The 24,647-nt window shown below is 61.4% G+C and carries 23 protein-coding genes; 10 read left to right on the top strand and 13 right to left on the bottom strand.

Annotated elements, in window-relative coordinates; genetic code table 11:
* Window positions 1-67 precede the first annotated feature (67 nt).
* On the bottom strand, window positions 68-841 hold the full coding sequence (locus tag LQK84_RS02530; RefSeq protein WP_230827011.1) for an SDR family oxidoreductase: 774 nt from the start codon (window positions 839-841) through the stop codon (window positions 68-70).
* A 371-nt stretch (window positions 842-1,212) separates the two neighbouring features.
* On the opposite strand from LQK84_RS02530, the gene LQK84_RS02525 reads away from it, so the two are divergent.
* A complete protein-coding gene (locus tag LQK84_RS02525) occupies window positions 1,213-1,848 on the top strand; it encodes an outer membrane protein (protein ID WP_230827010.1) in 636 nt (211 codons plus the stop codon).
* A 109-nt stretch (window positions 1,849-1,957) separates the two neighbouring features.
* Here LQK84_RS02525 and LQK84_RS02520 read toward each other — a convergent pair whose 3' ends face one another.
* The 4 genes from LQK84_RS02520 to LQK84_RS02505 form a co-directional block, all read right to left on the bottom strand.
* Entirely contained in the window at window positions 1,958-2,551 is a 594-nt protein-coding gene (locus LQK84_RS02520) for a glutathione S-transferase (RefSeq protein WP_230827009.1), read from the bottom strand.
* Window positions 2,551-3,213 carry a ribonuclease T2 family protein gene (locus LQK84_RS02515; RefSeq protein ID WP_230827008.1) on the bottom strand — a complete coding sequence of 221 codons (663 nt, stop codon included), beginning with the start codon at window positions 3,211-3,213 and terminating at the stop codon, window positions 2,551-2,553. The genes LQK84_RS02520 and LQK84_RS02515 overlap by 1 nt, the downstream gene beginning before the upstream one ends.
* Before the next feature lie 5 nt (window positions 3,214-3,218).
* Complete coding sequence (locus tag LQK84_RS02510; protein WP_230827006.1) at window positions 3,219-3,623, bottom strand: hypothetical protein; 405 nt, start codon at window positions 3,621-3,623, stop codon at window positions 3,219-3,221.
* A 119-nt stretch (window positions 3,624-3,742) separates the two neighbouring features.
* Window positions 3,743-4,594, bottom strand: a complete 852-nt coding sequence (locus LQK84_RS02505; protein ID WP_230827004.1) for a 23S rRNA (adenine(2030)-N(6))-methyltransferase RlmJ — start codon at window positions 4,592-4,594, stop codon at window positions 3,743-3,745.
* An 88-nt stretch (window positions 4,595-4,682) separates the two neighbouring features.
* Between LQK84_RS02505 and LQK84_RS02500 the strand changes: the two genes are divergently transcribed.
* Both LQK84_RS02500 and LQK84_RS02495 read left to right on the top strand, forming a co-directional pair.
* The gene (locus LQK84_RS02500) at window positions 4,683-6,791 is read left to right on the top strand and encodes a molybdopterin-containing oxidoreductase family protein (protein WP_230827003.1); all 2,109 of its coding nucleotides are present in this window, start codon (window positions 4,683-4,685) and stop codon (window positions 6,789-6,791) included.
* Window positions 6,788-7,387 (top strand): NUDIX domain-containing protein, encoded by a 600-nt coding sequence (locus LQK84_RS02495; protein ID WP_230827001.1) that lies wholly within the window; start codon window positions 6,788-6,790, stop codon window positions 7,385-7,387. The genes LQK84_RS02500 and LQK84_RS02495 overlap by 4 nt, the downstream gene beginning before the upstream one ends.
* A gap of 31 nt (window positions 7,388-7,418) precedes the next feature.
* Here the strand turns inward: LQK84_RS02495 and purN are convergent, their stop codons facing one another.
* Together purN and purM are read right to left on the bottom strand one after the other, a co-directional pair.
* On the bottom strand, window positions 7,419-8,045 hold the full coding sequence (gene purN / locus LQK84_RS02490; RefSeq protein ID WP_230827277.1) for a phosphoribosylglycinamide formyltransferase: 627 nt from the start codon (window positions 8,043-8,045) through the stop codon (window positions 7,419-7,421).
* Between the two features lie 8 nt (window positions 8,046-8,053).
* Complete coding sequence (gene purM / locus LQK84_RS02485) at window positions 8,054-9,127, bottom strand: phosphoribosylformylglycinamidine cyclo-ligase (protein ID WP_230827000.1); 1,074 nt, start codon at window positions 9,125-9,127, stop codon at window positions 8,054-8,056.
* A 181-nt stretch (window positions 9,128-9,308) separates the two neighbouring features.
* Between purM and LQK84_RS02480 the strand changes: the two genes are divergently transcribed.
* From LQK84_RS02480 to LQK84_RS02455, 6 genes are all read left to right on the top strand, one after another.
* Entirely contained in the window at window positions 9,309-9,845 is a 537-nt protein-coding gene (locus LQK84_RS02480) for a CDP-alcohol phosphatidyltransferase family protein (RefSeq protein WP_230826999.1), read from the top strand.
* An 18-nt stretch (window positions 9,846-9,863) separates the two neighbouring features.
* The gene (locus tag LQK84_RS02475) at window positions 9,864-11,006 is read left to right on the top strand and encodes an AI-2E family transporter (protein WP_230826998.1); all 1,143 of its coding nucleotides are present in this window, start codon (window positions 9,864-9,866) and stop codon (window positions 11,004-11,006) included.
* A 27-nt stretch (window positions 11,007-11,033) separates the two neighbouring features.
* Window positions 11,034-11,732 (top strand): DnaA regulatory inactivator HdaA, encoded by a 699-nt coding sequence (gene hdaA, locus LQK84_RS02470; RefSeq protein ID WP_230826997.1) that lies wholly within the window; start codon window positions 11,034-11,036, stop codon window positions 11,730-11,732.
* A gap of 73 nt (window positions 11,733-11,805) precedes the next feature.
* Complete coding sequence (locus LQK84_RS02465) at window positions 11,806-14,007, top strand: RNA degradosome polyphosphate kinase (protein ID WP_269071734.1); 2,202 nt, start codon at window positions 11,806-11,808, stop codon at window positions 14,005-14,007.
* 12 nt (window positions 14,008-14,019) lie between these two features.
* On the top strand, window positions 14,020-15,543 hold the full coding sequence (ppx, locus tag LQK84_RS02460; protein ID WP_230826996.1) for an exopolyphosphatase: 1,524 nt from the start codon (window positions 14,020-14,022) through the stop codon (window positions 15,541-15,543).
* Window positions 15,544-15,707: 164 nt separating this feature from the next.
* Window positions 15,708-16,169 carry a hypothetical protein gene (locus LQK84_RS02455; RefSeq protein WP_230826994.1) on the top strand — a complete coding sequence of 154 codons (462 nt, stop codon included), beginning with the start codon at window positions 15,708-15,710 and terminating at the stop codon, window positions 16,167-16,169.
* Here the strand turns inward: LQK84_RS02455 and rnd are convergent.
* Window positions 16,158-17,348, bottom strand: a complete 1,191-nt coding sequence (rnd, locus tag LQK84_RS02450; protein ID WP_230826993.1) for a ribonuclease D — start codon at window positions 17,346-17,348, stop codon at window positions 16,158-16,160. The genes LQK84_RS02455 and rnd overlap by 12 nt on opposite strands.
* Window positions 17,349-17,525: 177 nt before the next feature.
* Window positions 17,526-18,929 carry a multicopper oxidase family protein gene (locus LQK84_RS02445; RefSeq protein WP_230826992.1) on the bottom strand — a complete coding sequence of 468 codons (1,404 nt, stop codon included), beginning with the start codon at window positions 18,927-18,929 and terminating at the stop codon, window positions 17,526-17,528.
* 217 nt (window positions 18,930-19,146) lie between these two features.
* On the opposite strand from LQK84_RS02445, the gene aspS reads away from it, so the two are divergent.
* A complete protein-coding gene (gene aspS, locus LQK84_RS02440; RefSeq protein ID WP_230827276.1) occupies window positions 19,147-20,934 on the top strand; it encodes an aspartate--tRNA ligase in 1,788 nt (595 codons plus the stop codon).
* A gap of 81 nt (window positions 20,935-21,015) precedes the next feature.
* On the opposite strand, the gene LQK84_RS02435 is transcribed toward aspS, so the two are convergent.
* The 4 genes from LQK84_RS02435 to LQK84_RS02420 form a co-directional block, all read right to left on the bottom strand.
* Window positions 21,016-21,393 carry a hypothetical protein gene (locus tag LQK84_RS02435; protein WP_230826991.1) on the bottom strand — a complete coding sequence of 126 codons (378 nt, stop codon included), beginning with the start codon at window positions 21,391-21,393 and terminating at the stop codon, window positions 21,016-21,018.
* 71 nt (window positions 21,394-21,464) lie between these two features.
* Window positions 21,465-22,043: an ADP-ribosyltransferase domain-containing protein gene (locus tag LQK84_RS02430; protein ID WP_230826990.1), complete on the bottom strand. Its 579-nt coding sequence runs from the start codon at window positions 22,041-22,043 to the stop codon at window positions 21,465-21,467.
* Between the two features lie 157 nt (window positions 22,044-22,200).
* Window positions 22,201-23,238 carry an aldo/keto reductase gene (locus tag LQK84_RS02425; RefSeq protein WP_230826989.1) on the bottom strand — a complete coding sequence of 346 codons (1,038 nt, stop codon included), beginning with the start codon at window positions 23,236-23,238 and terminating at the stop codon, window positions 22,201-22,203.
* 196 nt (window positions 23,239-23,434) lie between these two features.
* Window positions 23,435-24,631, bottom strand: coding sequence for a hypothetical protein (locus LQK84_RS02420; protein WP_230826987.1), 1,197 nt, complete (start codon window positions 24,629-24,631; stop codon window positions 23,435-23,437).
* Window positions 24,632-24,647 lie beyond the last annotated feature (16 nt).

The following is a 24,647-nucleotide window of genomic DNA, read 5'->3' as shown; positions in this document are numbered from 1 at the left end:
CCGAATCATTCTCTCAGAGCCTGCCATTGTAGCGGCCCGCCGACCTGTTTGCGGCATTATATAGGGATCACTCGGCCAGTCCTGCCACATCCGGCGTTTCCCACGCCAGATGTTGACCGCCGTCGAGCGCGATCATCTGACCGGTGACGGAGGTGGCGCCATGGAAATAGGCAATGGTGCGGGAAAACTCCGAAAGGTCCGGTCCCTTGCCGAGAAGCAGCGCGCCGGTCTGCTGTTCGAAATCCTGCCGCGACTGCCTTGCATTCGGCAATGTGGGGCCGGGGCCGATGGCATTCACGCGGATTCGCGGGGCGAGCGACATCGCCATCGTCTTCGTTGCCATCAGCATGGCGGCCTTGGAGAGCATATAGGAGTAATAGTTCGGCGTCGGGGCCCAGACGCGCTGGTCGATGATGTTGACGATCAGGCCCTTTTCATCCGCATCGAGCAGACGCGCATATTCGCCCGCGAGAATCGACGGTGCGCGGACATGGACATCGAAATGTCCGTCCCAGGTGGCGCGGTCGAAATCGGTCACCCAGTCCGGCTGGAAGAGCGAGGCATTGTTGACGACAACGCCGAGGCCACCCAGCGCCTTGTGCGCCTGCCGGATGAGGGCAAGCGTCTCGGCTTCGTCGCGCAGATCGGCCTTCAGCGCGACCGCGTCGGCGCCCGAGTCGCGCAACGATTGCGCGAAATTCTCCGCCTCGTCGATGGAAGAGTTGGCGTGGACGGCGATGGAAAAGCCCAAATTCGCCAGCCCTTCGCAGATCGCTCGGCCGATGCGCCGGGCGCCGCCCGTCACGAGCGCCGACTTCTTTGGCAATACATGGTCAGACACGCTTGACTGCTCCGTTTGCGGGGTTGCTCAAGTTACAGGCCAAAAGAGACCGTGTAAAATCGGGAATGCATATTAAGGAGTTATTAAAGAATTTGGCTCCGATTTCGACATAAGGGTAAACATAGTTATAATAGACAGGCATTATTGTACCAATATATGGCTGGTTTTTCGGTTATGGTTAACGAATTGCCTGTTGTAAATCGACAACATCACCTTTCGGACTTCTTTTTGACACAACAATTTCACAATCTGGCTCTTGGAATTCCTCATTCTGATATCAAATTGAGACTCAACCGGAGAGGGATCAAACCGGATTTTCGGACTGCCCACATGAATGATCTCGGGCAGGCCGTAGTGAAAAGGAGAATGTTATGCGTAAAATGATCATCGCTCTTGTGGCTTCGGCTGCTTCTATCGCTTCGGTATCGGCCGCTTATGCAGCTGACGCCATCGACTCTGTTCCGCAGGCTCCGTCTGCACCGGTCTCCGCACCGGTCGTTGGCAACTGGGCCGGCGGCTACGTCGGCGCAACCGGTTCCTGGAACTGGGGTCAGATCAAGAACTCTGGCTACGCCAATGCTTTCGGTCTCGGCGGCTACGCTGGCTATAACTTCCAGGACGGCCAGCTGGTATACGGCGTTGAAGGCAACGTGGATTACAACGGCGCACAGCGCACCACTGCCGGCATCAAGACCGAAACCGGCGTACAGGGCGCTCTGCGTGCACGCGTCGGCGTCGACATGAACCCCTTCATGCTCTACGGCGCAGCCGGTGTAGCTGCTGGTAGCGTCAAGGTTTCCGACGGCGCTGGCAACAATGACTCGCGTGGCGTTATCGGCTGGACCGCTGGCGTCGGCGCTGAAACGAAGCTGACGGAAAACGTAACGGCTCGCGTCGAATACGACTTCACGTCGTTCGGCAACCGCACCTACGTTCTCGGCGGCACCAACGTTTCGCGTGGCTACGACCAGAACGCTGTCAAGGTCGGTATCGGCTACAAGTTCTGATCCGCTTACCCAAGCGCATCAACGGAAAGGCCCGGCTCGCGCCGGGCCTTTTTGCATTTGTGATGTGACGCTGATGCAGTCAGTCCTGACGGACGACTGGATCAGGCCTTCATTGCGATTTGAATTCCGGATAGGCCGGGAAAAGCGTCTCGTAACTGCTCAGGAACGCGCGATGTCCGGGCCATATCTGTTCCCACTGGCCGGCAAAGCGCAGCCCGAGATATCCGGCAAGCGCGGCGACCGCGACATGCCCGCCGGTCAGGCCGTTTTCGAACGAAACCGGATTGGCCTCCAGATGGGCAAGGCCCCGCGTCACCTTTGACCACTGCTTGTCGAGCCACGGCTGATGGATTTTCTCCTCCGGCCGGAAGCGGCGCTCATAGACATGGGCGAGCAGGCAATCGGTGATCCCGTCGGCGAGGGCCTCCAGCACTTCAGCCTGCGTCCGCGCTTCTGCGTCGGTGGGGTAGAGCTTTCCGCCGCTGGCGCGATCGAGAAACTGCATGATGGCGCGGCTGTCGAAGACCGCGGAACCGTCGTCGCGCAGCAGAACCGGGATCTTGCCGAGCGGATTGTTGCCGATCAGCAGCGCCGGCTCGTCGTCGGTCTTGACGATCTCGCTTTCGACCGGCAGGCCGGCCTGGCGTGCGGCCATGCGGACCTTGGCGGAATAGGGCGAGGCGGGGGAGTAGAGAATTTTCATCAGCGCACCGGGGGAATATTGATGGATTTCAGGGGGCAGGCGTCGGCATCGACTTCCATGCAGTCGCGGAACTGCAGGTCCTTGGTCATGCAGATGCGAATTTCTTCCAGCATCTTCGAGGAGCAGGAGACGGCGATGCCTTTCGGGCTCATGCCGGGATTGGCAGCCAGAAACGCCTTCTCGATATCGCCGGGATTGGCGCTCTTGCCCTGGTCGAGCCTTGCGAGCGCCGGCGGGATCTTGACCTTGTCATAGGCGCTGCGGACGGTCTGCAGATAGTCGGCCTGTTTGAGGCCCGAGCAGGTGCCGTGCTTGCGCCATTCATGGCCGATGAGACCCATGGACGGGATGATGTCGAGATAACGCCGGCCGAGATTGTCGGGGATGCGATCCGATTCGCGCGTCGGGCAGAATTCCGGATAGCCGCTCTCGTTCTGCGGCCACAGCCCGTGCACGATGAAGCCGAAATCCTTGGACGGATCGCATTGCATCGTCTTCTGCCCCTGCGGATGCGTGGCGCACCAAGAGGGTGACCACGACAGCGACAGGACGTAGAAGTCGAAGCCCTGCTTCGGTTGGTCGCTGGCGCTGAGCGCCGGGCTGGCACCGAGCGTGGCGAAGGCAAGAACAGCGGCGAGGCCGGTGGAGATCGTCGTCCGCATGGCGCTCACCTGACAGACCGGCACTGGCGGCCGTCGACATACCAGGGGTCGAGGCCGGCGATGCAGAAGCGCACCCGCTCGCCAAGACCCGCATATCCCATGCCGCTCTCGATCATGTACCAGAGATCGCGGCGGTGACCGTCATTCATGTCCACCTTGGCATGGCAATAGACGCGCTGGATCGGATGCGTCTCGTCGCGATAGTCGACGCGGGTGTTCGAGACCTTGTCGAAGCCGACAATGTCGAGATTGGCCTGCAGATAGCGGCTGGCCTTGTAGTCGAAGCGGCTGTCGATGAAAGAAAGAACGCTGCTGTCGGCACAATCCGATGTGCCGGCATAGGCCGCGCCGCCGGTGAACAGGGTTCCGGCCAGCGCACAGATCGCTGTGGCCGTGGAAAGTTTCGTCATAGGCTTCCCCCAAGGATATGAAATATCTTGCGAACGAAGAATGGGGAGTTTGGCGGCACATTGCAAGTGACGATCCCGCGACGGCAGGGCGGCCTCAGATCGCCTCCCGGCCATCGCGCCTAGTCCTCGCCGCGCAGCCACATGTTGCGCGTGGAGGCGAAACGATCCTGCGCCAGAAGCGTCTTCAAAACCGGCAATATCCGCTTCAATTCCTCATGCAGCGTGAAGGGCGGATTGACGATGATGAGGCCGGAGCCGCTGAGGCCCGTGGTCTCGCGGTCGCTGCGCACCGCAAGCTCCGCGCATAGCATTTTCGGGATCTCGGTTTCCTTCAGCGCGGCATGGAAGTCGGCAATCGGCGCGCCTCTCTTGATCGGATACCAGAGGCAATAGGTGCCGCCCGGAAAGCGGCGATAGGCCTTCACGAGCCCGTCCACCAGCCGCTCATACTCGCCCTCGATCTCGAAGGGCGGATCGACGAGCACGATGCCGCGCTTCTCCTTCGGCGGCATATGCGCGCCGAGCGAAAGCCAGCCGTCAAGTTCGGTGACGCGCACATGGTAGTCGCCTTCAAAGAGGTTGCGCAGTGTCTCGCAATCTTCCGGATGCAGCTCCATCGCGGAAAGCCGGTCCTGCTCGCGCATCAGGATGCGGGTCAGTTTTGGCGAGCCGGGATAGAGCTTTACGCCGCCTTCCGGATTCAATGCGCGAACCGCATCGAGATAGGGCGCGAGGAGCGGAGCGACATCCGCCGGCAGTTCGGCGGCGATCAGCCGCCCGATGCCGTCCAGCCATTCCCCGGTCTTCTGCGCCTCGAGTGAGGAGAGGTCGTAAAGCCCGATGCCGGCATGCGTATCGACGACGCGGAAGGCCTTGTCCTTCTGCTGGAGATAGACGATCAGCCGGGCGAGCACGGCATGCTTGAGGATATCGGCGAAATTGCCCGCGTGGTAGATGTGCCGGTAATTCATTCCGTGCCCCGATCGGTCTCATGAAATCATGTCATGGCCGGCTTTTTCGTCTTCCGGCGCATTTTCGCTTCGCATATACCTGTCAGCCATGAACATTGCGACCCCCGATCTCACCCGCCCGCGCAAAGGCTTCTCGGCCTGCCCGCATGACTGTCCCTCGACCTGTGCGCTGGAAATCGACATCGGCGCGGATGGCCGCATTGGCCGCGTTCATGGCGCGAAGGCGAACAATTACACCGATGGCGTCATCTGCGCCAAGGTGGCCCGCTATGCCGAACGGCTCTACCATCCCGACCGGCTGCTGAAGCCGATGAAGCGCAAGGGCGCGAAAGGGGCGGGGAGCTGGACGGATATCAGCTGGGACGACGCGCTGGACGAGATTGCCGAAGCCTTCGTCAAGGCAGAAGCAGCTCACGGGGCAGAGGCCGTCTGGCCCTATTTCTACGCCGGCACGATGGGGCTGGTGCAGCGCGATTCCATCGAGCGCCTGCGCCATGCCAAGCGCTATTCCGGCTTTTTCGGCACGATCTGCGTCAACCCGGCCTGGACAGGCGTCACCATGGCGCTTGGCCGGCTTTCAGGCGTCGATCCGCGCGAGATGGTGAAATCCGATTGCGTCATCATCTGGGGCACGAATGCCGTGTCCACCCAGGTCAATGTGATGACCCATGCGATCAAGGCGCGCAAGGAACGCGGCGCAAAGATCGTCGCCATCGACGTCTATGACACGCCGACGATGAAGCAGGCAGACGTCAAGCTGATCCTCAAGCCCGGCACGGACGCAGCACTTGCCTGCGCCGCCATGCATGTCGCCTTCCGCGACGGCTATGCCGACCGCGCCTATCTCGCCAAATACACCGACGATCCGGCGGGTCTTGAGGCCCATCTGGCCACCCGCACGCCGCAATGGGCCGCCGAGATCACCGGCCTGACGGTCGAGGAGATCGAGGACTTCGCCCGCCTCGTCGGCACGACAAAGCGCAGCTTCTTCCGCCTCGGCTATGGCTTCACCCGCAGCCGCAACGGCACGGTCTCCATGCATGCGGCCCTGTCACTACCGACGGTGCTGGGCAGCTGGCAGCACGAGGGCGGCGGCGCTTTCCACACGAATGCCGATATTTTCGGCATGACGACCGGGCTGATCAAGGGCGCGAGCTATGCCGATCCCTCGGTGCGCGCGCTCGACCAGTCGCAGATCGGCCGCGTGCTGACAGGAGATGCGGAAGCGCTGCGCAACGGCCCGCCGGTGACGGCCATGCTGATCCAGAACACCAATCCGGTGAATATCGCCCCCGAACAGCGCGTTGTCCGCGAGGGCTTTGCCCGCGAAGATCTCTTCGTCGCGGTCCACGAGCAGTTCCTGACCGAGACGGCCGAAATGGCCGATATCGTGCTGCCGGCCACCATGTTCGTTGAACATGACGACATCTATCGCGGCGGCGGCCAGAGCCATATTCTCCTCGGGCCGAAACTGGTTGAGCCGCCGGAAACGGTGCGCACCAATCTCTTCGTCATCGAAGAACTCGCCAGTCGCCTCGGCGTCGCCGACACGGCAGGCTTCGGCATGAGCGAGCGCGACCTGATCGCAACCGTTCTCCGCCCCGGCGAGCTGGAGCAGCTGGATGGCGAGAAGTGGATCGACCGCAAATTGCCCTTCGAGGAAGCCCATTTCCTCAACGGCTTTGGCCATGCCGATGGCAAGTTCCATTTCCGCCCCGACTGGATGGGGCAACAAGCCAGCACCCGTCCGCCGGACAATGTCGGCATTCTCGGCCCGGCCTCGCGGCTGCCGGAATTCCCGGACTATTGCGCGGTGATCGAGGAGACGGATGCAGCCCATCCTTTCCGTCTCGCCACATCGCCGGCCCGCAACTTCCTCAACTCCTCCTTCGCCGAGACCAAGACGTCACGCGAGAAGGAAGGCCGGCCGGAAGTGATGATCAATCCGGATGACGCCGCAGGGCAGGGCATTGAAAACGGCGACATCGTGCGCCTTGGCAATGCGCGTGGCGATCTTCGCCTGCACGCCCGTGTCACATCCGAAGCCCGCAAGGGCGTGCTGATCGCCGAAGGCCTGTGGCCCAACAAGGCGCATCTCGACGGCGAGGGCATCAACGTGCTGACTGGCGCCGACTGCGTCGCGCCCTTTGGCGGGGCTGGTCTTCATGACAACAAGGTTTGGCTGGTCAAGGCATGACGTTTTTCAGGAAGGCCGGCGCGCGGATTGTCGAGAACCTCCATGCCTACAAGGGCTGGAACAACCTCTACCGCCTGATTATCGACTATACGCGTTCGGACGGCGAGACCGCCCGGCTGATACGCGAAGTCGTGGATCACGGCTCGGCGGGGTCGATCCTGCTTTACGATCCGGCACGGGATGTCGTGGTTCTTGTCCGCCAGTTTCGCACCGCGACCTTCTATCTCGACCGCGATCCTTTCGTGCTGGAGGCCGCTGCCGGCTTGCTGGATGGGGACGATCCGGAAGAGGCGGCTCGCAGGGAGGCGCTGGAGGAGACGGGCTATCGCGTTGGCAAGGTCTTTTCCCTGTTTCCGATGTTCGGATCGCCAGGTGCTCTCGCCGAAGAGGTCCACCTCTTCGTCGGGCTGATTGATACAAGCAACCGGGAAGCAGCCGGCGGCGGTCTGGCCGACGAGCATGAAGATATCGAAGTGGTCGAACTCCCCCTCGATACCGCGTTTTCGATGATCGGCGAGGGCCGGCTTCCCGACGCCAAGACGATCATTCTTCTGCAATGGGCGGTCATGAACCGCGCATTGCTTCAGGCGGGCTGATCAGCGCCGCCGCGCGCTTCCGAATTGAACATCAGCCGAGCGACAGGACGCACTGCGCTTCGTCCGAGCCACCGGGCAAGGTGCCGTTGGCGAAGGCCGCAAGCACGGCGCGGTAGATGCGATGCTCCTGCTTCAGCACGCGTGCCGCCAGCGCGTCCGACGTATCGCCTGCCAGAACCGGCACGACCGCCTGGGCCAGGATCGGGCCTTCATCCATGCCTTCTGTGACCAGATGCACCGTGCAGCCCGCCACCTTCATCCCCGCGTCAATGGCGCGCTGATGCGTGTGGAGACCGGCAAAGAGCGGCAGCAGGGACGGGTGGATATTGAGGATGCGGCCCTCATAGGGCCGGATGAATTCGGCCGAAAGCAGCCGCATGTAGCCGGCGAGGCAGATGATGTCGGGCGCGATCTCGGCAAGCTTGGAAAGGATCGCCGCCTCATGCGCGGCCTTGCTCTCATAGTCGCGGCGCAGGAAGGCGTAGGTCGCAATGCCTAAGCCTTGAGCCTTGGCAAGCCCGCCCGCATCCGTCTTGTCGGAAATCACAGCGACGATTTCGGCCGGAAAGTCCTGCGCGTGGGCGGCCTCGGCCAGCGCGAGCATGTTGGACCCGCTGCCGGAGATGAAGACGACAACGCGCTTGCGCTGACCCGCCATCGCGCCTGTCATAGCGTCAGCGCGCCCTTGTAGACCGTGCCATGCGCGCCTTCTGCGCGGGCGACCATGCGGCCAAGCTTGAAGACGGTTTCGCCTTCCGCTTCCAGCACGGCAGCAACCTGATCGGCCTTGTCGGGCGAAACGACGGCAATCATGCCGACGCCGCAATTGAAGGTGCGCAGCATTTCGTTCGGTGCCACGCCGCCGGTCTTGGCCAGCCAGGAGAACACAGCCGGTGCCTTGACGGCGGCCAGATCGATCTCGGCGGCCAGATGCTTCGGCAGCACGCGCGGAATGTTTTCCGGGAAGCCGCCGCCGGTGATATGGGCCAGCGCCTTGATCGCACCCGTCTCGCGGATCGCCTTCAGAAGCGGCTTCACATAGATGCGGGTCGGCGTCAGCAGCGCTTCGCCGAGCTTCTTTTCCGGCGCAAACGGCGCCGGGGCATCATAGGAGAGGCCGGACAACTCGACGATCTTGCGCACCAGCGAGAAACCGTTGGAGTGAACGCCCGAGGAGGAGAGGCCGAGGATCACGTCACCTTCGGAGACTTCTTCGGACGGCAGAAGCTGGCCGCGTTCGGCAGCACCGACCGCAAAGCCGGCAAGGTCGTAATCGCCCTTGGAATACATGCCCGGCATTTCCGCCGTCTCGCCGCCGATCAGCGCGCAGCCGGAGATGAGGCAGCCTTCGGCAATGCCCTTGACGATCGCCGCACCCTGATCCGGGTCGAGCTTGCCGGTGGCAAAATAGTCGAGGAAGAAGAGCGGTTCGGCGCCCTGCACGACGAGGTCGTTGACGCACATGGCGACGAGGTCGATGCCGACCGTGTCGTGGAAATCCGCGTCGATGGCAATCTTCAGCTTGGTGCCGACGCCGTCATTGGCAGCAACGAGGACCGGGTCCTTGAAACCGGCAGCCTTCAGGTCGAACAGGCCGCCGAAGCCGCCGATCTCGCCATCCGCACCCGGCCGGCGCGTCGAGCGGACGGCAGGCTTGATCTTCTCGACCATGAGGTTGCCGGCATCGATATCGACGCCCGCATCGCTATAGGTCAGTCCGTTGCGTCCATCCGCGCTCATGAGCGATCTCCGCTGCGATTTCCGGTATGCGCCCGCCATTCGCATGACATCCCCTCATATGCAAGACGCAACGCCTGCATCGCGCCGATTTTCACCAGATAACGCCGGCTTTGCCCTTGGAATTACCTCTTTGGCATACGAAGTAGAAGGCTGGAAACAGCCGTTTCGCCGGAGCGCGTGCATGAACATCGCCAACATCATCACCGTCGGTCGGCTGCTCTGTGTTCCCGCCGTGCTCTATTGCCTGCTGCATGGCGACATGCGGCTGGCCTTCTACATCTTCCTCATTGCGGGCCTCTCCGATGCGGTCGATGGGGCGATTGCTCGCAGGTTTAATCTGCGCACCGAGCTCGGCGCCTGGATGGACCCGGTGGCAGACAAGCTCCTGATGGTCTCTGTCTTCGTGATGCTGGCCTGGCTCGGCCTCATTCCGGACTGGATCGTCTTCCTTGCCGTCACGCGTGATGCGCTGATCGTCGGTGCTTTCCTCGTAACCACCCTGATCGGCAACCCCATCAAGGTCGCTCCGCTGATGGTTTCGAAGATCAACACGGCGTTCCAGATCGCGCTGGTTGTGACGGTTCTGAGCGACCAGGCCTTCGGTCTCGGGCTCGGTCCGCTCGTCACAATCCTTCTCTATCTCACGGCGCTCTTGACCTGCGCTTCCGGTGCGTCCTATCTCGTCGTCTGGATGCGGCACGTGGCCGGATCAAAATAAGCGCCGTGGACGGATGCCATGACCAGCAAACTCAGCTCGCACAATCTGAAACGTCAGCTCGCCTTCTGGCTTGTTGGGCTCGTTTTCCTGATCATTTTCCTCATGGTCTTCAGCTCGATCCTGCTGCCCTTCGTGGCCGGCATGGCGCTGGCCTATTTCCTTGATCCGGTGGCCGACTGGTTCGAGCGGCGCGGCCTGTCGCGCCTGATGGCGACCATCGTCATCCTCGTGCTCTTCGTCGTCTTCTTCGCGCTGGCATTGGTTCTTGTGGTGCCGCTGCTGGCCAGCCAGTTCAACCAGTTCCTGAAGGACCTGCCGGGCTATATCACCGCGTTGCAGCAGCTCATCACCAAGGCGAGCCCGGACATGCTGCCCGCCTGGGCGCGCGATCAGATCGGCGCGCTGAAGGACAATTTTTCGAGCATCCTGGGTGAGGGGACAAAGTTCCTCGCCACGCTGTTCGAGCAGATCTGGAATTCCGGCAAGGCGATTGTCGATGTCGTGTCGCTTCTCGTCGTCACTCCTGTTGTCGCTTTCTACCTGCTGCTCGACTGGGACCGCATGGTTGCCTGGCTCGACAATCTGGTTCCGCGTGATCACGTCCAGACGGTGCGCGCGCTCTCGACTGAAATCGACAAGACGATTGCCGGTTTCGTCCGCGGGCAGGGAACGCTCTGCATCGTGCTCGGGATCTATTACGGGACCGGGCTTGCGCTGACGGGCCTCAATTTCGGGCTTCTGATCGGCCTGTTTGCCGGCGCGATCAGCTTCATCCCCTATATCGGATCGACCGTCGGCCTCGTGCTCGCCGTGGGTCTCGCGCTCGTTCAGTTCTGGCCGGATTATCTCTGGATCGGCCTCGTGGCGCTCGTCTTCCTGTCGGGGCAGTTCCTTGAAGGCAATATCCTGCAGCCGCGTCTGGTCGGCCATCGTGTGGGCCTGCATCCGGTCTGGCTGATGTTCGCCCTGTTCGCCTTCGGCCTGCTGTTCGGCTTTGTCGGGTTGCTGGTTGCGGTGCCGGTTTCGGCCGCCATCGGCGTGCTGGTGCGCTTCGCCATTTCGCGCTATCTGGAGAGTGACCTCTATTACGGGCGGCAGCATCAGCTGCGCGACCTTCACCATCAGGCAGCGCAGATCAGCAAGAACAAGACGGTCGAGTGATCTCGAACGTCAGGGATGAGTAGTATCATGGCGCGTAATGCCGGTGATCACCAGTTGCCGTTGGAATTCCCGATCGAGGAGCAGACCTCGCGCGACGATCTGCGCGTGGCTGCCCCTCTCAAGGCCGCCGTGCGGATTGTCGATGGCTGGCCGAACTGGCCGTCGCCGGTCGTTGTCCTTGTCGGCCCCGTCGGTTGCGGCAAGTCGCATCTTGCCAGCATCTGGCGCGAGAATGCTGAAGCCGTCAGCATCGATCCGGTCGCGGGCTCCAACGCCGCGCTGCACGCCGCAACGCATCCTGTTCTTTTCGAGGATGTCGATCGCCGCACCTTCGATGACACGGAGCTCTTCCACGTCATCAACTCGGTTCGCGAAAACGGCACCTCTCTGCTGATGACGGCGCGCACGTCGCCATCCACCTGGGATGTCGAACTTCCGGACCTCAAGTCGCGCCTGAAGGCTGCAACCGTGGTCGAGATCGGCGAGCCGGACGAGGAGCTTCTGGCCGAGGTGCTGATGAAGCTCTTTTCCGACCGGCAGGTGGCCGTCGAGGACAAGCTGATCGCCTACATCGCCGCCCGCATGGAGCGCTCCACCGAGGCCGCGCGCCGCATTGTCGACACGCTCGACAGGCTTGCTCTGTCCAGGCAGATGAAAATCAATCGCGCGCTGGTCGCCGAAGTCCTCTCCGCCTTCGAAGAGGACGATGACAGGGATTCCGATTGACTGTCACGAATCCGTCGTCAAACTGTAATACGGCCGCTGGACAGTGGCTTGAAATGCGAGGATTTCTGACCCCATGGATACTTCGGCGCCTGCAGCAAACATAAACGAACCCCAAGTCGAAGACGTCATCGCCGCGCCCGGCGAAGAATGGTTCGACAAGCCGGAGCGCTTCGTCAACCGCGAGTTTTCCTGGCTGCAGTTCAATCGCCGCGTTCTCGAAGAAACCTTGAACAACGCGCATCCGCTGCTCGAACGCGTGCGCTTCCTGTCGATTTCGGCGACGAACCTCGATGAATTCTTCATGGTGCGCGTTGCCGGCCTCGAAGGTCAGGTCCGCCAGAACATCGCCATGCGCTCGCCGGACGGCAAGACGCCGTCCGAACAGCTCGACGCCATCCTCCACGAGATCGACAATCTGCAGATGGAGCAGCAGGCGGCACTCGCCGTGCTCCAGCAGAACCTCGCCCGCGAGGATATCCTGATCGTCCGTCCCTCGGCGCTGGGGCAGGAAGACATCGCATGGCTCGGCGATGAGTTCGTGCAGTCGATCTTCCCGGTTCTGACGCCGCTCTCCATCGACCCGGCGCATCCGTTCCCGTTCATCCCGAACCTCGGCTTCTCGATCGGTCTTCAGCTCGAAAGCAAGACCGGCCGTGAACCGATGACCGCACTGCTGAGGCTTCCCGTCGCGCTGCCGCGCTTCATCCGTCTTCCCGATGCCGGCAACACGATCCGCTACATCACGCTGGAAGATGTGGTGAGCCTCCACACCGGCAAGCTCTTCCCGGGCTATGAGGTGCGCGGCTACGGAACGTTCCGCATCATCCGCGACAGCGATATCGAAGTCGAGGAAGAGGCCGAAGACCTCGTGCGTTTCTTCGAAACGGCGCTGAAACGCCGCCGCCGCGGCTCGGTGATCCGTATCGAGACAGACTCCGAAATGCCGGACAGCCTGCGCAAGTTCGTCGTGCAGGAACTCAATGTTCCCGACAATCGCGTCGCCGTTCTGCCGGGTCTGCTGGCGCTGAACACCATGTCCGAGATCTGCAAGACCCCGCGTGAGGATCTGCTGTTTGACCCCTATAATCCGCGCTTCCCCGAGCGCGTTCGCGACCATGGCGGCGATTGCCTTGCCGCCATCCGCGAGAAGGACATGATCGTCCACCATCCGTATGAAAGCTTCGACGTCGTCGTGCAGTTCCTGCTGCAGGCCGCGCGCGATCCGGACGTTCTGGCGATCAAGCAGACGCTCTACCGCACCTCCAATGACAGCCCGATCGTCCGCGCGCTGATCGATGCCGCCGAAGCCGGCAAGTCGGTGACGGCGCTGGTTGAACTCAAGGCCCGCTTCGACGAAGAGGCCAATATCCGCTGGGCCCGCGACCTCGAACGCGCCGGCGTGCAGGTCGTCTTCGGCTTCATCGAATTGAAGACACATGCCAAGATGTCCATGGTCGTCCGCCGCGAGGAGGGGAGGCTTCGCACCTATTGCCACCTCGGCACCGGCAACTATCATCCGGTGACAGCCAAGATTTACACCGACCTGTCCTTCTTCACCTGCAATCCGGTGATCGGGCATGACATGGCCAATATCTTCAACTTCATCACCGGCTATGGCGAGCCGGAAGAGGGCATGAAGATCGCGATGTCGCCGACGACGCTGCGTCCGCGCGTGCTGCAACACATCGCCGAAGAAACCGAACATGCCAAGGCCGGCCGCCCGGCCGCGATCTGGATGAAGATGAACTCGCTGGTCGACCCGGAAATCATCGATGCGCTTTATCGCGCCAGCCAGGCCGGCGTTCCGGTCGAGCTCGTCATTCGCGGCATCTGCTGCCTGCGCCCGCAGGTTCGGGGACTGTCAGATAATATTCGGGTCAAATCCATCGTCGGCCGCTTCCTTGAACACAGCCGCATCTTCTGCTTCGGCAATGGTCACGGTCTGCCCTCGGACAAGGCGCGCCTCTATATCGGCTCGGCCGACATGATGCCGCGCAATCTCGATCGCCGCGTCGAAACCCTTGTTCCGCTTCACAATAAGACTGTGCATGAGCAGGTTCTTTCGCAGATCATGCTGGCAAACCTCATGGACAACCAGCAGAGCTACGAGATACTGGAAGACGGAACCTCGAGGCGTGTTGATGTCGCTGAAGGCGAAGAACCCTTCAATGCACAACAATACTTCATGACCAACCCCAGCCTGTCCGGCCGCGGCGAGTCATTGACCACGGGGGCACCGAAACTGTTTGCTGGCTGGAAGCCGGCGAGAAAATGAACCTGGGACAGAATGGTAGAACCTGACGCACAGGGGCGCTTGCCCGGCATCGCCCCGGTCTCCGTCGTGGATATCGGGTCGAACTCGATCCGTATCGTCGTCTATGAAGGCATGAACAGATCGCCCGCCGTGCTCTTCAACGAGAAGATGCTGTGCGGGCTCGGCCGTGGCGTGGCCTCGACCGGCCGCATGGAGCCCGAAAGCATCGCCAAGGCGCTGAAAGCGCTCACCCGCTTCAAGGCGCTCTCCGATCAGGCGCGTGCCCGCAAGATGTATGTGCTGGCAACCGCTGCCGCCCGCGAGGCTTCCAACGGCTCGAAGTTCATCCAGGAGGCCGAGGCGATCCTCGGTTGTGAAATCCGCGTGCTGACCGGCCCGGAAGAGGCGATGTTCTCCGCACTCGGCGTCATCAGCGGCTTCCACAATCCGGATGGCATTGTCGGCGATCTCGGCGGCGGCTCGCTGGAACTGATCAATGTCCATGGCGGCAGCTACGATTCCGGCATCACCCTGCCGCTCGGTGGCCTGCGTCTGGCCGATCTCTCCGGCAACTCGATCGAGAAGGCCACGGCACTGGCCCGCAAGATGCTGAAGGACGAGACCTGGCTGTCGATCGGCGAGGGACGTGCCTTCTATGCGGTGGGCGGCACATGGCGCGCGCTGGCCAAGCTTCACATGGAGCTGACGAATTATCCGCTGCATATGATGCACGGCTATGAAATCACCACCGCCGAGGCGATGGATCTTCTGGCCCATATCGCCGAGACGCGTGACGTCAAGGAACTGGCCTGGCAGACGATCTCCAAGAACCGTCGCATGCTCCTGCCTTACGGCGCGGTTGCCATGGCCGAAACGCTGAAGATCATGAAGCCGTCCAAGGTCGTCTTCTCGGTGCTCGGCGTGCGCGAAGGCTTCCTCTATTCCCTGCTGGATGACGAAGAACGCGCCAAGGACCCGCTACTGGCTGCAACGGAAGAGCTGGCACTTCTCAACGCCCGCTCGCCCGAACATGCCCGCGAACTGGTGGCCTGGACGGACAAGGTCATGCCCGCCTTCGGCATTCAGGAAACGGAAGAAGAGGCCCGCTATCGGCAGGCCGCCTGCTTCCTCGCCGATGTCAGCTGGCGCTCGCATCCGGATTATCGCGGCATCCATTCGCTGAACGTGATTGCGCAAAGCTCGCTGGCCGGCGTCACCCATCCGGGCCGCGCCTATATCGCGCTTGCCAACTACTATCGCTATGAGGGCCTGCGCGACGACGGTTCGACGGCAGCACTCCTGAGCATTGCCACGCCGCGCCTGCGCGAACTTGCGAAGCTTCTCGGCGGCCTGCTGCGCGTGGTCTATCCGTTCTCGGCGGCCATGCCCGGCGTCGTCAACGACCTCAGGTTTGAAAAGCCGGCCAACAATCCCGATCTCGATCTGGAACTGGTCGTGCCGGAACGCCTGCGCAATTTCAGCGGCGAGCGGGTCGATGGTCGCTTGCAGCAGCTGGCGAAGCTGACCGGCAAACGGCTGGGCTTCCGCATCGCCTGAACGGACAAAACGAATCCGCCGTCAAGCACTTGGCGGCGGTTCCTGAATCACTTTCGGAAGACAGAGCCGGCATGGCATCTCCTCAAACATTGCCCAACATGACCGCCGATTGCGGACGCTGTGCAGGCCTGTGCTGCGCGGCCTTCGCTTTCGAGAAGTCCGACATGTTTGCGATTGAAAAGCCGGTCGATGAAGGCTGTCCCAATCTGAAAGCCGATTTCAGCTGTCGCATCCATGGCGAGCGGGTGGAGCTAGGCTTCAAGGGCTGCACGCTGTTCGACTGTCACGGCGCCGGCCAGCGCGTCACGCAGGAGATTTTCGGCGGTCGCACCTGGCGCGATGATCCGGCACTTGCCGCGCCCATGTTCGAACTCTTCCGCAAGATGCTGAAGATCCACGACTATCTGCGGCTGATCATCATTCTGGAAGACCTGCCGCTGAGCGACGAAGAAGCACGCGCGGTTGCAGGCTTCCGCTCGGTCCTCGTGCCCGAAAAGGGCTGGGACAGGCATTCTCTTGACGCGTTCGAGGAAATGCGCGTTGTCACCGAATTCGAGCGTTTCGCGGCGAACCTCAAGGCGAGCCCCGCCGCGCGAGCCTTGCAGGCTCGGTTCTCAGGCCTCTGAAACTTCTGAGGCTTCCGTCTCGACGACAGGCGCTTCGAGCTCGACCGCTTCAATCTTCCGATTGACGAACTTGATCGCCAGCTGACCGTCGATGAGTTTCAGCGCGCGGTCGCCGAAAAGCTCCTTGCGCCAGCCATGCATGGCCGGAACATCGGCCTTCTCGCCTTCAGAGGCGATCTTTTCCAGATCGTCCGTATTGGCGATGATCTTGGCTGCCACGCCCTCGCGCTCCGCCGTCAGCTTCAGCAAAACCTTCAGCAGTTCAACGGCCGACTGCGTGCCTTCATTGGGCTGGTAGGGCTTGGCAATCTTCGGCAGCTCTTCCTTCGGGATATCCAGCGCCTCGTTGACGGCGGCTATGATCGCAGCGCCCGATGCCGAGCGTTCCCAGCCGCGCGGAACGGTGCGCAGCTTGCCCAGTGCCTCGGCGTCGCGCGGCTGCTGCTGCGCGATCTCGTAAATGGCGTCGTCCTTCAGGATACGCCCGCGCGGCACGTCGCGATTGCGCGCTTCGCGCTCGCGCCATGCCGTGACCTTCATCAGCACGGCAAGCTCGCTCGGCTTGCGCACGCGCATCTTCATGCGGGTCCAGGCGTCGTCGGGATGGAGGTCGTAGGTTTCCGGCGTTTCCAGCACGGCCATCTCGTCTTCCAGCCAATGGGCGCGGCCTTCGCGCTCCAGTTCGGCCTTCAGCGAGGCATAGATGCCGCGCAGATGCGTGACGTCGGCGAGCGCATAGTCCAGCTGCTTCTGGCTGAGCGGACGATGGCTCCAGTCGGTGAAGCGCGACGACTTGTCGATATGCTTGCCGGTGATCTTCTGCACGAGTTGGTCATAGGAGACGGAATCGCCGAAGCCGCACACCATGGCCGCCACCTGCGTGTCGAACAGCGGATGCGGGATGATGCCGCCGAGATGGTGGACGATTTCCAGATCCTGACGGGCAGCGTGAAACACCTTGACGACCGAAGCATCGGACATCAGGTCGAAAAACGGCTGAAGATCGAGCCCCTTGGCGAGCGGATCGATGAGCGCCTCGTGATCGGGGCTGGCGATCTGGATCAGGCAGAGCTGGGGCCAGAAGGTGCTCTCGCGCAGGAATTCGGTGTCTACGGTAACGAAATCGCTTTTCGCAAAGATATCGCAGGCTGCTTTAAGTTCGGCGGTCGTTTCAATCATGAACTCAGTTTCAACGCTTCGGCAGGCCGTGGCAAGGGCGGATTACGCAAATGCACGTCGTCCGCTCCGTTGGCCCCCGGGGAGCGGTGTCAGCATCTTTCGATTGCGTAAGCCTGATATACCTTTCTCTGTGGCAGAGATGCGGGCCGAGTCAATATCTCCAAGGCCCTCAAACGCCTAAACCACCCGGAGAAATGCCGTCATGCCCGTCTTTTGATGCTCGATGATGTGGCAATGGATCACCCAGTCGCCGAGATTGTCTGCGACGAGCCCCAGTTCTGCCACCTCGTCCGCCTGGATGAGATAGGTGTCCGTGAAGATCGGACGCACCGCGCCTTGCGAAGAGGAGAGCACTTTGAAGCTCATGCCATGCAGATGGATCGGATGCGCATGCGGCGTCCGGTTGGCAAGCCTGAGGATATAGGTCTTGCCATGCTTGAGCTCGGCAAGCGGGGCCATCGGGTCCGGCGTGTCGCCGCTCCACGGCGTCTTGTTGATCGCCCAGAAATTATAGCCGAGCGACCCGCAGAAGCTTTCCTTCGGCGGCGCGCCTTCCGCCGTCGCCGTCAGTTCCAGCGGCACGACCTCCGCATCCTTGACGATCGGCGCGCTCACCGGATTGGCGGGCAGGGCTTTCAGATCGCGCAGGTCGCGCTTCAGCGATGCGCCGACGGCGCGGAAGCGGGCGAGCGGATAGGTGGGGGAGGTCCGGTAATTGGTCAGCGTGGCGATCTCGCCTTCGGTGTCCGGCATCCGGAGCGCCAGTTCGATCCGCTGGCCGGGGCCGGCCTGATAGCGGTCGAGCTTGAAGGGTTCCGCAACCGGATTGCCGTCGAGCGCGATAACATTCGCCTCCGCGCCATCGACGCCGAACGAATAGATGCGCGTCACATCGGTAATCGCGATGCGCACGCGCACGATACCGCCGGCCGGAACGTCATAAACCGGATCGTCCTGCCAGTTGGCGGTCCTGTAGGTGCCATAGGTGCCGGCCTTGGCCGCATCGCGCGGCTTGAACGGATCGATGAATTGTCCATCGCCGCCGAGTCGCCAGTCGCGCAGGTTCAACACGGTCTCATGGTCGAAGGTGGGATCGGCGGGGTTCTCGACGATGAGCATGCCCGTCATGCCCCGGCCCATCTGGACCAGCGTATTGCAATGCGGGTGATACCAGAAGGTGCCGGCATCCGGCGGGGTGAAGGCATAATCGAACGAGTCGCCAGTATAGACATAAGGCTGGGTGAGGAAGGGCACACCATCCATCTTGTTGTCGATCCGAAGCCCATGCCAATGGATCGTCGTCGGTTCCTTCAGCTGGTTGACGAGTCGCGCCGCAAAAGCCTGCCCCTTCTTGAGTCGCAGCGTCGGGGGCTGCGGCCCGTCATTCCCGGACGTGGCGTTCCATGTCATGATGCCCTTGGTCGGCTGGTCGCCCTTGAGCAGTGCCTGCGTCTCGCCCGCCGTCAGCGTAATCGGCGCTGCGGCTGCCGCGCGGAAACCACCCGCAATCCCAAGTCCTGCGCCATAGGCGCCAACGACGGCGCCGGCTTTCAAAAGGGTGCGGCGGCTCAACACGACCATGAGGAAACTCCTATTAACAGCCGTTTTCTAGGCGTGTTAAAACTTGACAGCAACCGTCATTTTATGACGCCGCAAAACCATTTTGCCGCAGTCAAAAATGGCTCGGCCTTGACAAATCGGATGGCCCATGCGTTTGTCCGCCCAATTTCGAAATGCGGGCGGTCGAACCGCGCCAGCGCTCCCGGCCCGCCCCAATTCCAGGATAAGACGCATGACTATGCACCGTTACCGTAGCCACACCTGTGCAGCCCTCCGCAAGTCGGACGTGGGCTCCAATGTACGCATCTCGGGCTGGGTACATCGTGTACGAGATCACGGCGGCGTTCTCTTCATCGACCTGCGCGACCATTACGGCATGACCCAGGTCGTTGCCGACCCGGACAGCCCGGCCTTCAAGGATGCTGAAACCGTTCGCGGCGAATGGGTCATCCGCATCGACGGCAAGGTCAAGGCGCGCTCGGAAGACACGGTCAACAAAGGCATGGCGACCGGCGAGATCGAACTCTACGCCACCGAGATCGAAGTTCTGTCCACCGCCAAGGAACTGCCGCTGCCGGTCTTCGGCGAGCCTGACTATCCGGAAGACGTGCGCCTGAAGTACCGCTTCCTCGATTTGCGTCGCGAGACGCTGCACAAGAACATTGTGAAGCGCACGCAGGTCATCACCGAGATGCGCAACCAGATGTCGGGTGCCGGCTTTGGCGAATACACGACGCCGATCCTGACGGCCTCGTCGCCGGAAGGCGCGCGCGACTTCCTCGTGCCGAGCCGCATCCATCCCGGCAAGTTCTTCGCCCTTCCGCAGGCGCCGCAGCAGTACAAGCAGCTGCTGATGGTGGCCGGCTTCGACCGCTATTTCCAGATCGCACCCTGCTTCCGCGATGAAGACCCGCGCGCCGACCGCCTGCCGGGCGAATTCTACCAGCTCGACGTCGAAATGAGCTTCGTGACGCAGGAAGACATCTGGTCGACCATGCAGCCGATCATGACCTCGGTGTTCGAGAAGTTTGCCGAAGGCAAGCCGGTGACGAAGGACTGGCCGCGCATTCCTTACGACGTGGCGATCCGCAAGTATGGCACCGACAAGCCGGACCTTCGCAACCCGATCGAGATGCAGGCTGTTACCGAGCATTTTGCCGGTTCCGGCTTCAAGGTTTTCGCAGGCATGATCGCCGCAAACCCGAAGGTCGAAGTCTGGGCGATCCCGGCCAAGACCGGCGGTTCCCGCGCTTTCTGCGACCGCATGAATGCCTGGGCACAGTCCACCGGCCAGCCGGGCCTCGGCTATATCTTCTGGCGCAAGGAAAACGACGTTCTGGAAGGCGCTGGTCCGCTTGCCAAGAACATCGGCCCTGAGCGCACCGCAGCCATTGCCGAACAGCTCGGCCTTGGCGATGGCGATGCCTGCTTCTTCGTCGCTGGCGAACCGGAAAAGTTCTACAAGTTTGCAGGCGAAGCCCGCACCCGCGCCGGCGAGGAACTGAACCTCGTCGACCGCGACCGTTACGAGCTTTGCTGGATTGTCGACTTCCCGTTCTACGAATGGAACGAGGACGAGAAGAAGGTCGACTTCTCGCACAACCCCTTCTCCATGCCGCAGGGTGGTCTGGACGCGCTTGAGAACCAGGATCCGCTGACGATCAAGGCCTACCAGTACGACGCCGTCTGCAACGGCTTCGAAATCGCCTCCGGTTCGATCCGTAACCAGTCGCCGGAAACCATGGTCAAGGCCTTCGAGATCGCCGGCCTTTCGCGCGAAGACGTTGAAGAGCGTTTCGGTGGCATGTACCGCGCCTTCCAGTACGGCGCGCCTCCGCACGGCGGCTGCGCATTCGGTATCGACCGCGTCATCATGCTGCTCGTCGGCGCGAAGAACCTGCGCGAAATCACGCTCTTCCCGATGAACCAGCAGGCGCAGGACCTGTTGATGAACGCACCGGCTCCGGCCTCGCCGAAGCAGCTCATGGAGCTGGAACTTCGCGTCATGCCGAAGAAGAAGGATTGAGGCGGGTGACGGGGAGCCGGCTTCGGCTTCCCGTCGTTCGACAATGGGCGTTGGATATCGCCGCGACCGCCGTCTTATCGTTCAGCGTGCGTAACGCTTTTCGCTGCGGTCTTGATCCGTTGGGCTCGTTGCCTCGACCGCGTCGAACATCGCCCTCAGGACAGCATCGACATCGCGAATTTGCTGCTTGATCCTGCGGCGCTGCAGGCTCGGAGGCATGGTCTGGCTTCTGTGGCGCAAATCGCGCTTGATCTTCGAAAGGTGCTGGGCGTCCAGTTCCATGATGGTGGGGAAATCCGGGCTGACTTTGATTTCCACAGTGACCTTTTCCCGCTTGGTAGGCTTCTGACCCTTCAGCGTGAATTGCTCTGGAAGAAAAGGCGCATCCTGTCGCCGCCCGGCGGTGTCGTCCGAAGCAATAGCCAAAGCCTTTTCAAAGATGTCTTTCGGTATCTTCATGCCGGATCACACTCCAGTGCCTTCAATTATCATGCATTTGTGTCTACGCAAAATTAAAGACCCCTGGCCCTTCAGATTTCTTTGAGGAAAATGACCCGTCGTTTTCCGTCTGAAACATGTTGCATGACTTCAAACCTTGTTCCGGGCAAAAACAGCACCTCGTCTTCATTCGGAAATTCGGACACCGGCCCGATGATCCTGCCGCGTCGGGAAAGGATCATCATCGTTGTGTCACCTGCAAATGCCTTAGGATCGGTCCGAGACGCGCTCAGAAACCCGAATTCCTGGAAAGTCTCGATCTTGTCCAATTGCATGCCGATCTCTGGCGGCAGGAATATCCGGCGCATGGCCCAGCCTGAGAAGAGAGGAAGCTTTTGCGCCCCGGTCGCAATCGCCGTCACAAATGGTTTGATCTCTTCAATGGCAAAGGAGTCGCCCTCGCGGAGAATGCGATTGACGGTCTGGAAGGGCTGGCGCCCCAGCACATCGTCCAGCGTATAGACATGAAGGCAGACAATCTCTTCGTCAGTTAGGTTGAAGTCCCGGCCCGCCTCCAACGCTTGAGCCAACCCTGCCGAAGTCTGAACCTCATAAAAGCCGTCATAATCCAGCAGGGCAATCAGGCAGGGAGCGACCGAACTTATCTGCACGTGTGTTCCATCAAAACGGCGTCAACCGATGAATGTAACGTATGCGAGAAGTTGTATCGTCTTCAATGAAAATCTTCGGATGCGCTCGTGATCGACCGCATGCGCAAAGCGGGGCCGAAAGGCAACACGGCCCGCCTCATAAGCGGGCCGTGTTGCTTTATTCCGAGGCCTTCAGTCTGGCCGAATGCTGCGCCTGCTGGCGCTCCAGCATCCAACCCGGATATTCCGGGGGCAGGGCACTGACGGCATCGAGTGACGCCAGTTCTTCCTGCGTCAGGCGAATGCCGGTTGCCGCCAGATTGTCGTCCAGCTGCTCGACGGTCTTGGCGCCGATGATAACCGACATCACGAACTGCTTGTTGAGCACATAGGCCAGCGCAATGCGGGCCACCGACACGCCACGGGCATCCGCGATCAGGCGCATCGCGTCGATGCAATCGAAGGCGCGATCCTTGTTGACCGGCGGGAAGTCGAAGGTCACGCGGCGGCCATCGTTCGGCCCTGCACCTTCGCGGCTGTACTTGCCGGAGAGGAAGCCGCCGGCCAACGGGCTCCAGACCATGAGGCCCATCTTTTCCTCTTCGAGCAGCGGCACGATGTCCCGCTCGAGGTCGCGTCCGGCGATCGTGTAGTAGGCCTGCAGCGTCACCGGCTTGTCGAAGCCGTGCTTGTCGGCGATGCCGCGCGCCTTGGCAATGCGCCATGCCTGCCAGTTGGAAACGCCCCAGTAGCGGATATGCCCCTGACGCACGAGGTCTTCCATGGCGCGCACGGTTTCCTCAAGCGGCGTCACCGGGTCGGTGCCATGGATCTGATAGAGGTCGATATAGTCGGTCCCGAGCCGCTTCAAGCTCGCCTTGACGCCGTCCATGATATGTCCGCGCGAGGTGCCGATATCGTTGCGGCCCGGTCCGACCGAGCCGTAGACCTTCGTCGCCAGCACGATATCGGAGCGTGCGCGGCCGGAATTCTTCATCGCCTGCCCGGTAATTTCCTCCGAAAGTCCTTCGGAATAGACGTCCGCCGTGTCGATGAAGTTGACGCCCGCATCGAGCGAGCGGGCGACGATGCGGTCGGCGATCGACTGGTCGAGCGTGCCAATGGCCGTCCAGTAACCCTTGCCGCCAAAGGTCATGGTGCCGAGGCAGATTTCGGAGACGACGAGGCCGGTATTTCCCAATGTCTTGTAGCGCATGGAAAAGGTCCTTGAATCTGTATCTGAGGAATTGATCCGCGTCTGGATGCGGGTAGCCGGCAGAGGGGAACATGTGGCCGACGACGTTTCGATTTGGTCATCGTATTCCGGCATTTCAATATCGGATTTGTCAGGTCGCCAAATAAAAAGGGCCGGCGATCGCTCGCCGGCCCCTTCGAGAAGATTGTCGCGCCAGTTACTGGTTGGCGTTGACCGAAACGCCGAGCACCTGCGGCAGCGTCTGCGGTGCGCCCATGGCGGCGCCCATGATCATCGGAGCCGCAACGGGGCTTGCCGGCGCTGCCTTGATCTCCAGGCTCTTCGGGTCATCGAGGAACTTGGCAACGGCAGCCGAAACCTGGTTCTGCAGGTCCGGTACATTCAGCTGGGCGATCATGATCGGAACCATGCCCTTGAGCGACTGGGCAAACTGCTCGCCGGTCACGCCCTGTTCCTTGCCGAAATAGTCGAGCAGGCGCTTGGTGATCGAGGCGTCATCGAAGCGGATCGAGGCGCTGTTGAAACTCAGCTGCTGCAGCAGGCCCATCATCGTCATGCCAAGCGCCGCTTCGCCGGCCTTCTTGTCGGGATTGGACGCTGCAGCCTTCGTGGCATCCTGCATCGCCTTCATCAGCTGCGGCGTGTAACCTGACATGCTGAGAAGGAGATTGATCTTGCCGACGTCGCGGGCATCGATGGAAAGTTCGGTGATGTCGATCTTGCCGGTCGCGGAGGTCCACGAGCCCTTCGTCACCATGTTGCCATTGATGTTGGTCAGGCCAAGCTTGTTGATCGTTTCCTGGCCCTTCGGATCCTTGACGTCGGAGAGGTCGGCCCAGATGCCGGAAATGCTGGTATCGAAGCCGATGCCGGAGCTGTCCTCTGCAACGTTGATATTCGTTACCGTCTTTTCGATCTGGAAGACGCGCTTGCCGTCCTGCTCCACCGTGATCGGGCCGGTATGGGCGCTTTCATAGAGGATCATGCCGTCGATGCTGTCGGTGGAAGGCGTGCCCGGGATGCTCAGGCCATCGATCTGGATGTCCTTCGCCGTCACATGGCCGCCGTCCTTGCTGAGGTCGACATTCTGGAAAGCGACGTTGCCGGCATAGTAGCCGCCGTCGTCGGCTTCTTCGACATCGCTGAAGGTCACGTCGCCGATCGGCAGTTCCGTCGGCTTGTCAGCGCCTTCCACCTTGAGCTTGACGCCCTTTGCGACAACGGTCGTGTCGTCGGTCTTCACCGAGTCATAGGTGAACTGGCTGCCATAGGACGCGTAAGCTGCATTCAGCTTCTTCAGCATCTCTTCGCCGTCAAGTGCATAAGCATGACTGGAAATAAGGGCTGCCGCAGTGCCCGCAAAAAGTACTCGAGTCAGATTGAAGTGTCTCATGGATGTCCTGTCCCCA

Source organism: Rhizobium sp. C4 (genome assembly GCF_021026315.1).
In the GTDB taxonomy this organism is placed as follows: Bacteria; Pseudomonadota; Alphaproteobacteria; order Rhizobiales; family Rhizobiaceae; genus Ensifer_A.
This window is presented reverse-complemented; position numbering and strand designations above follow the sequence as displayed.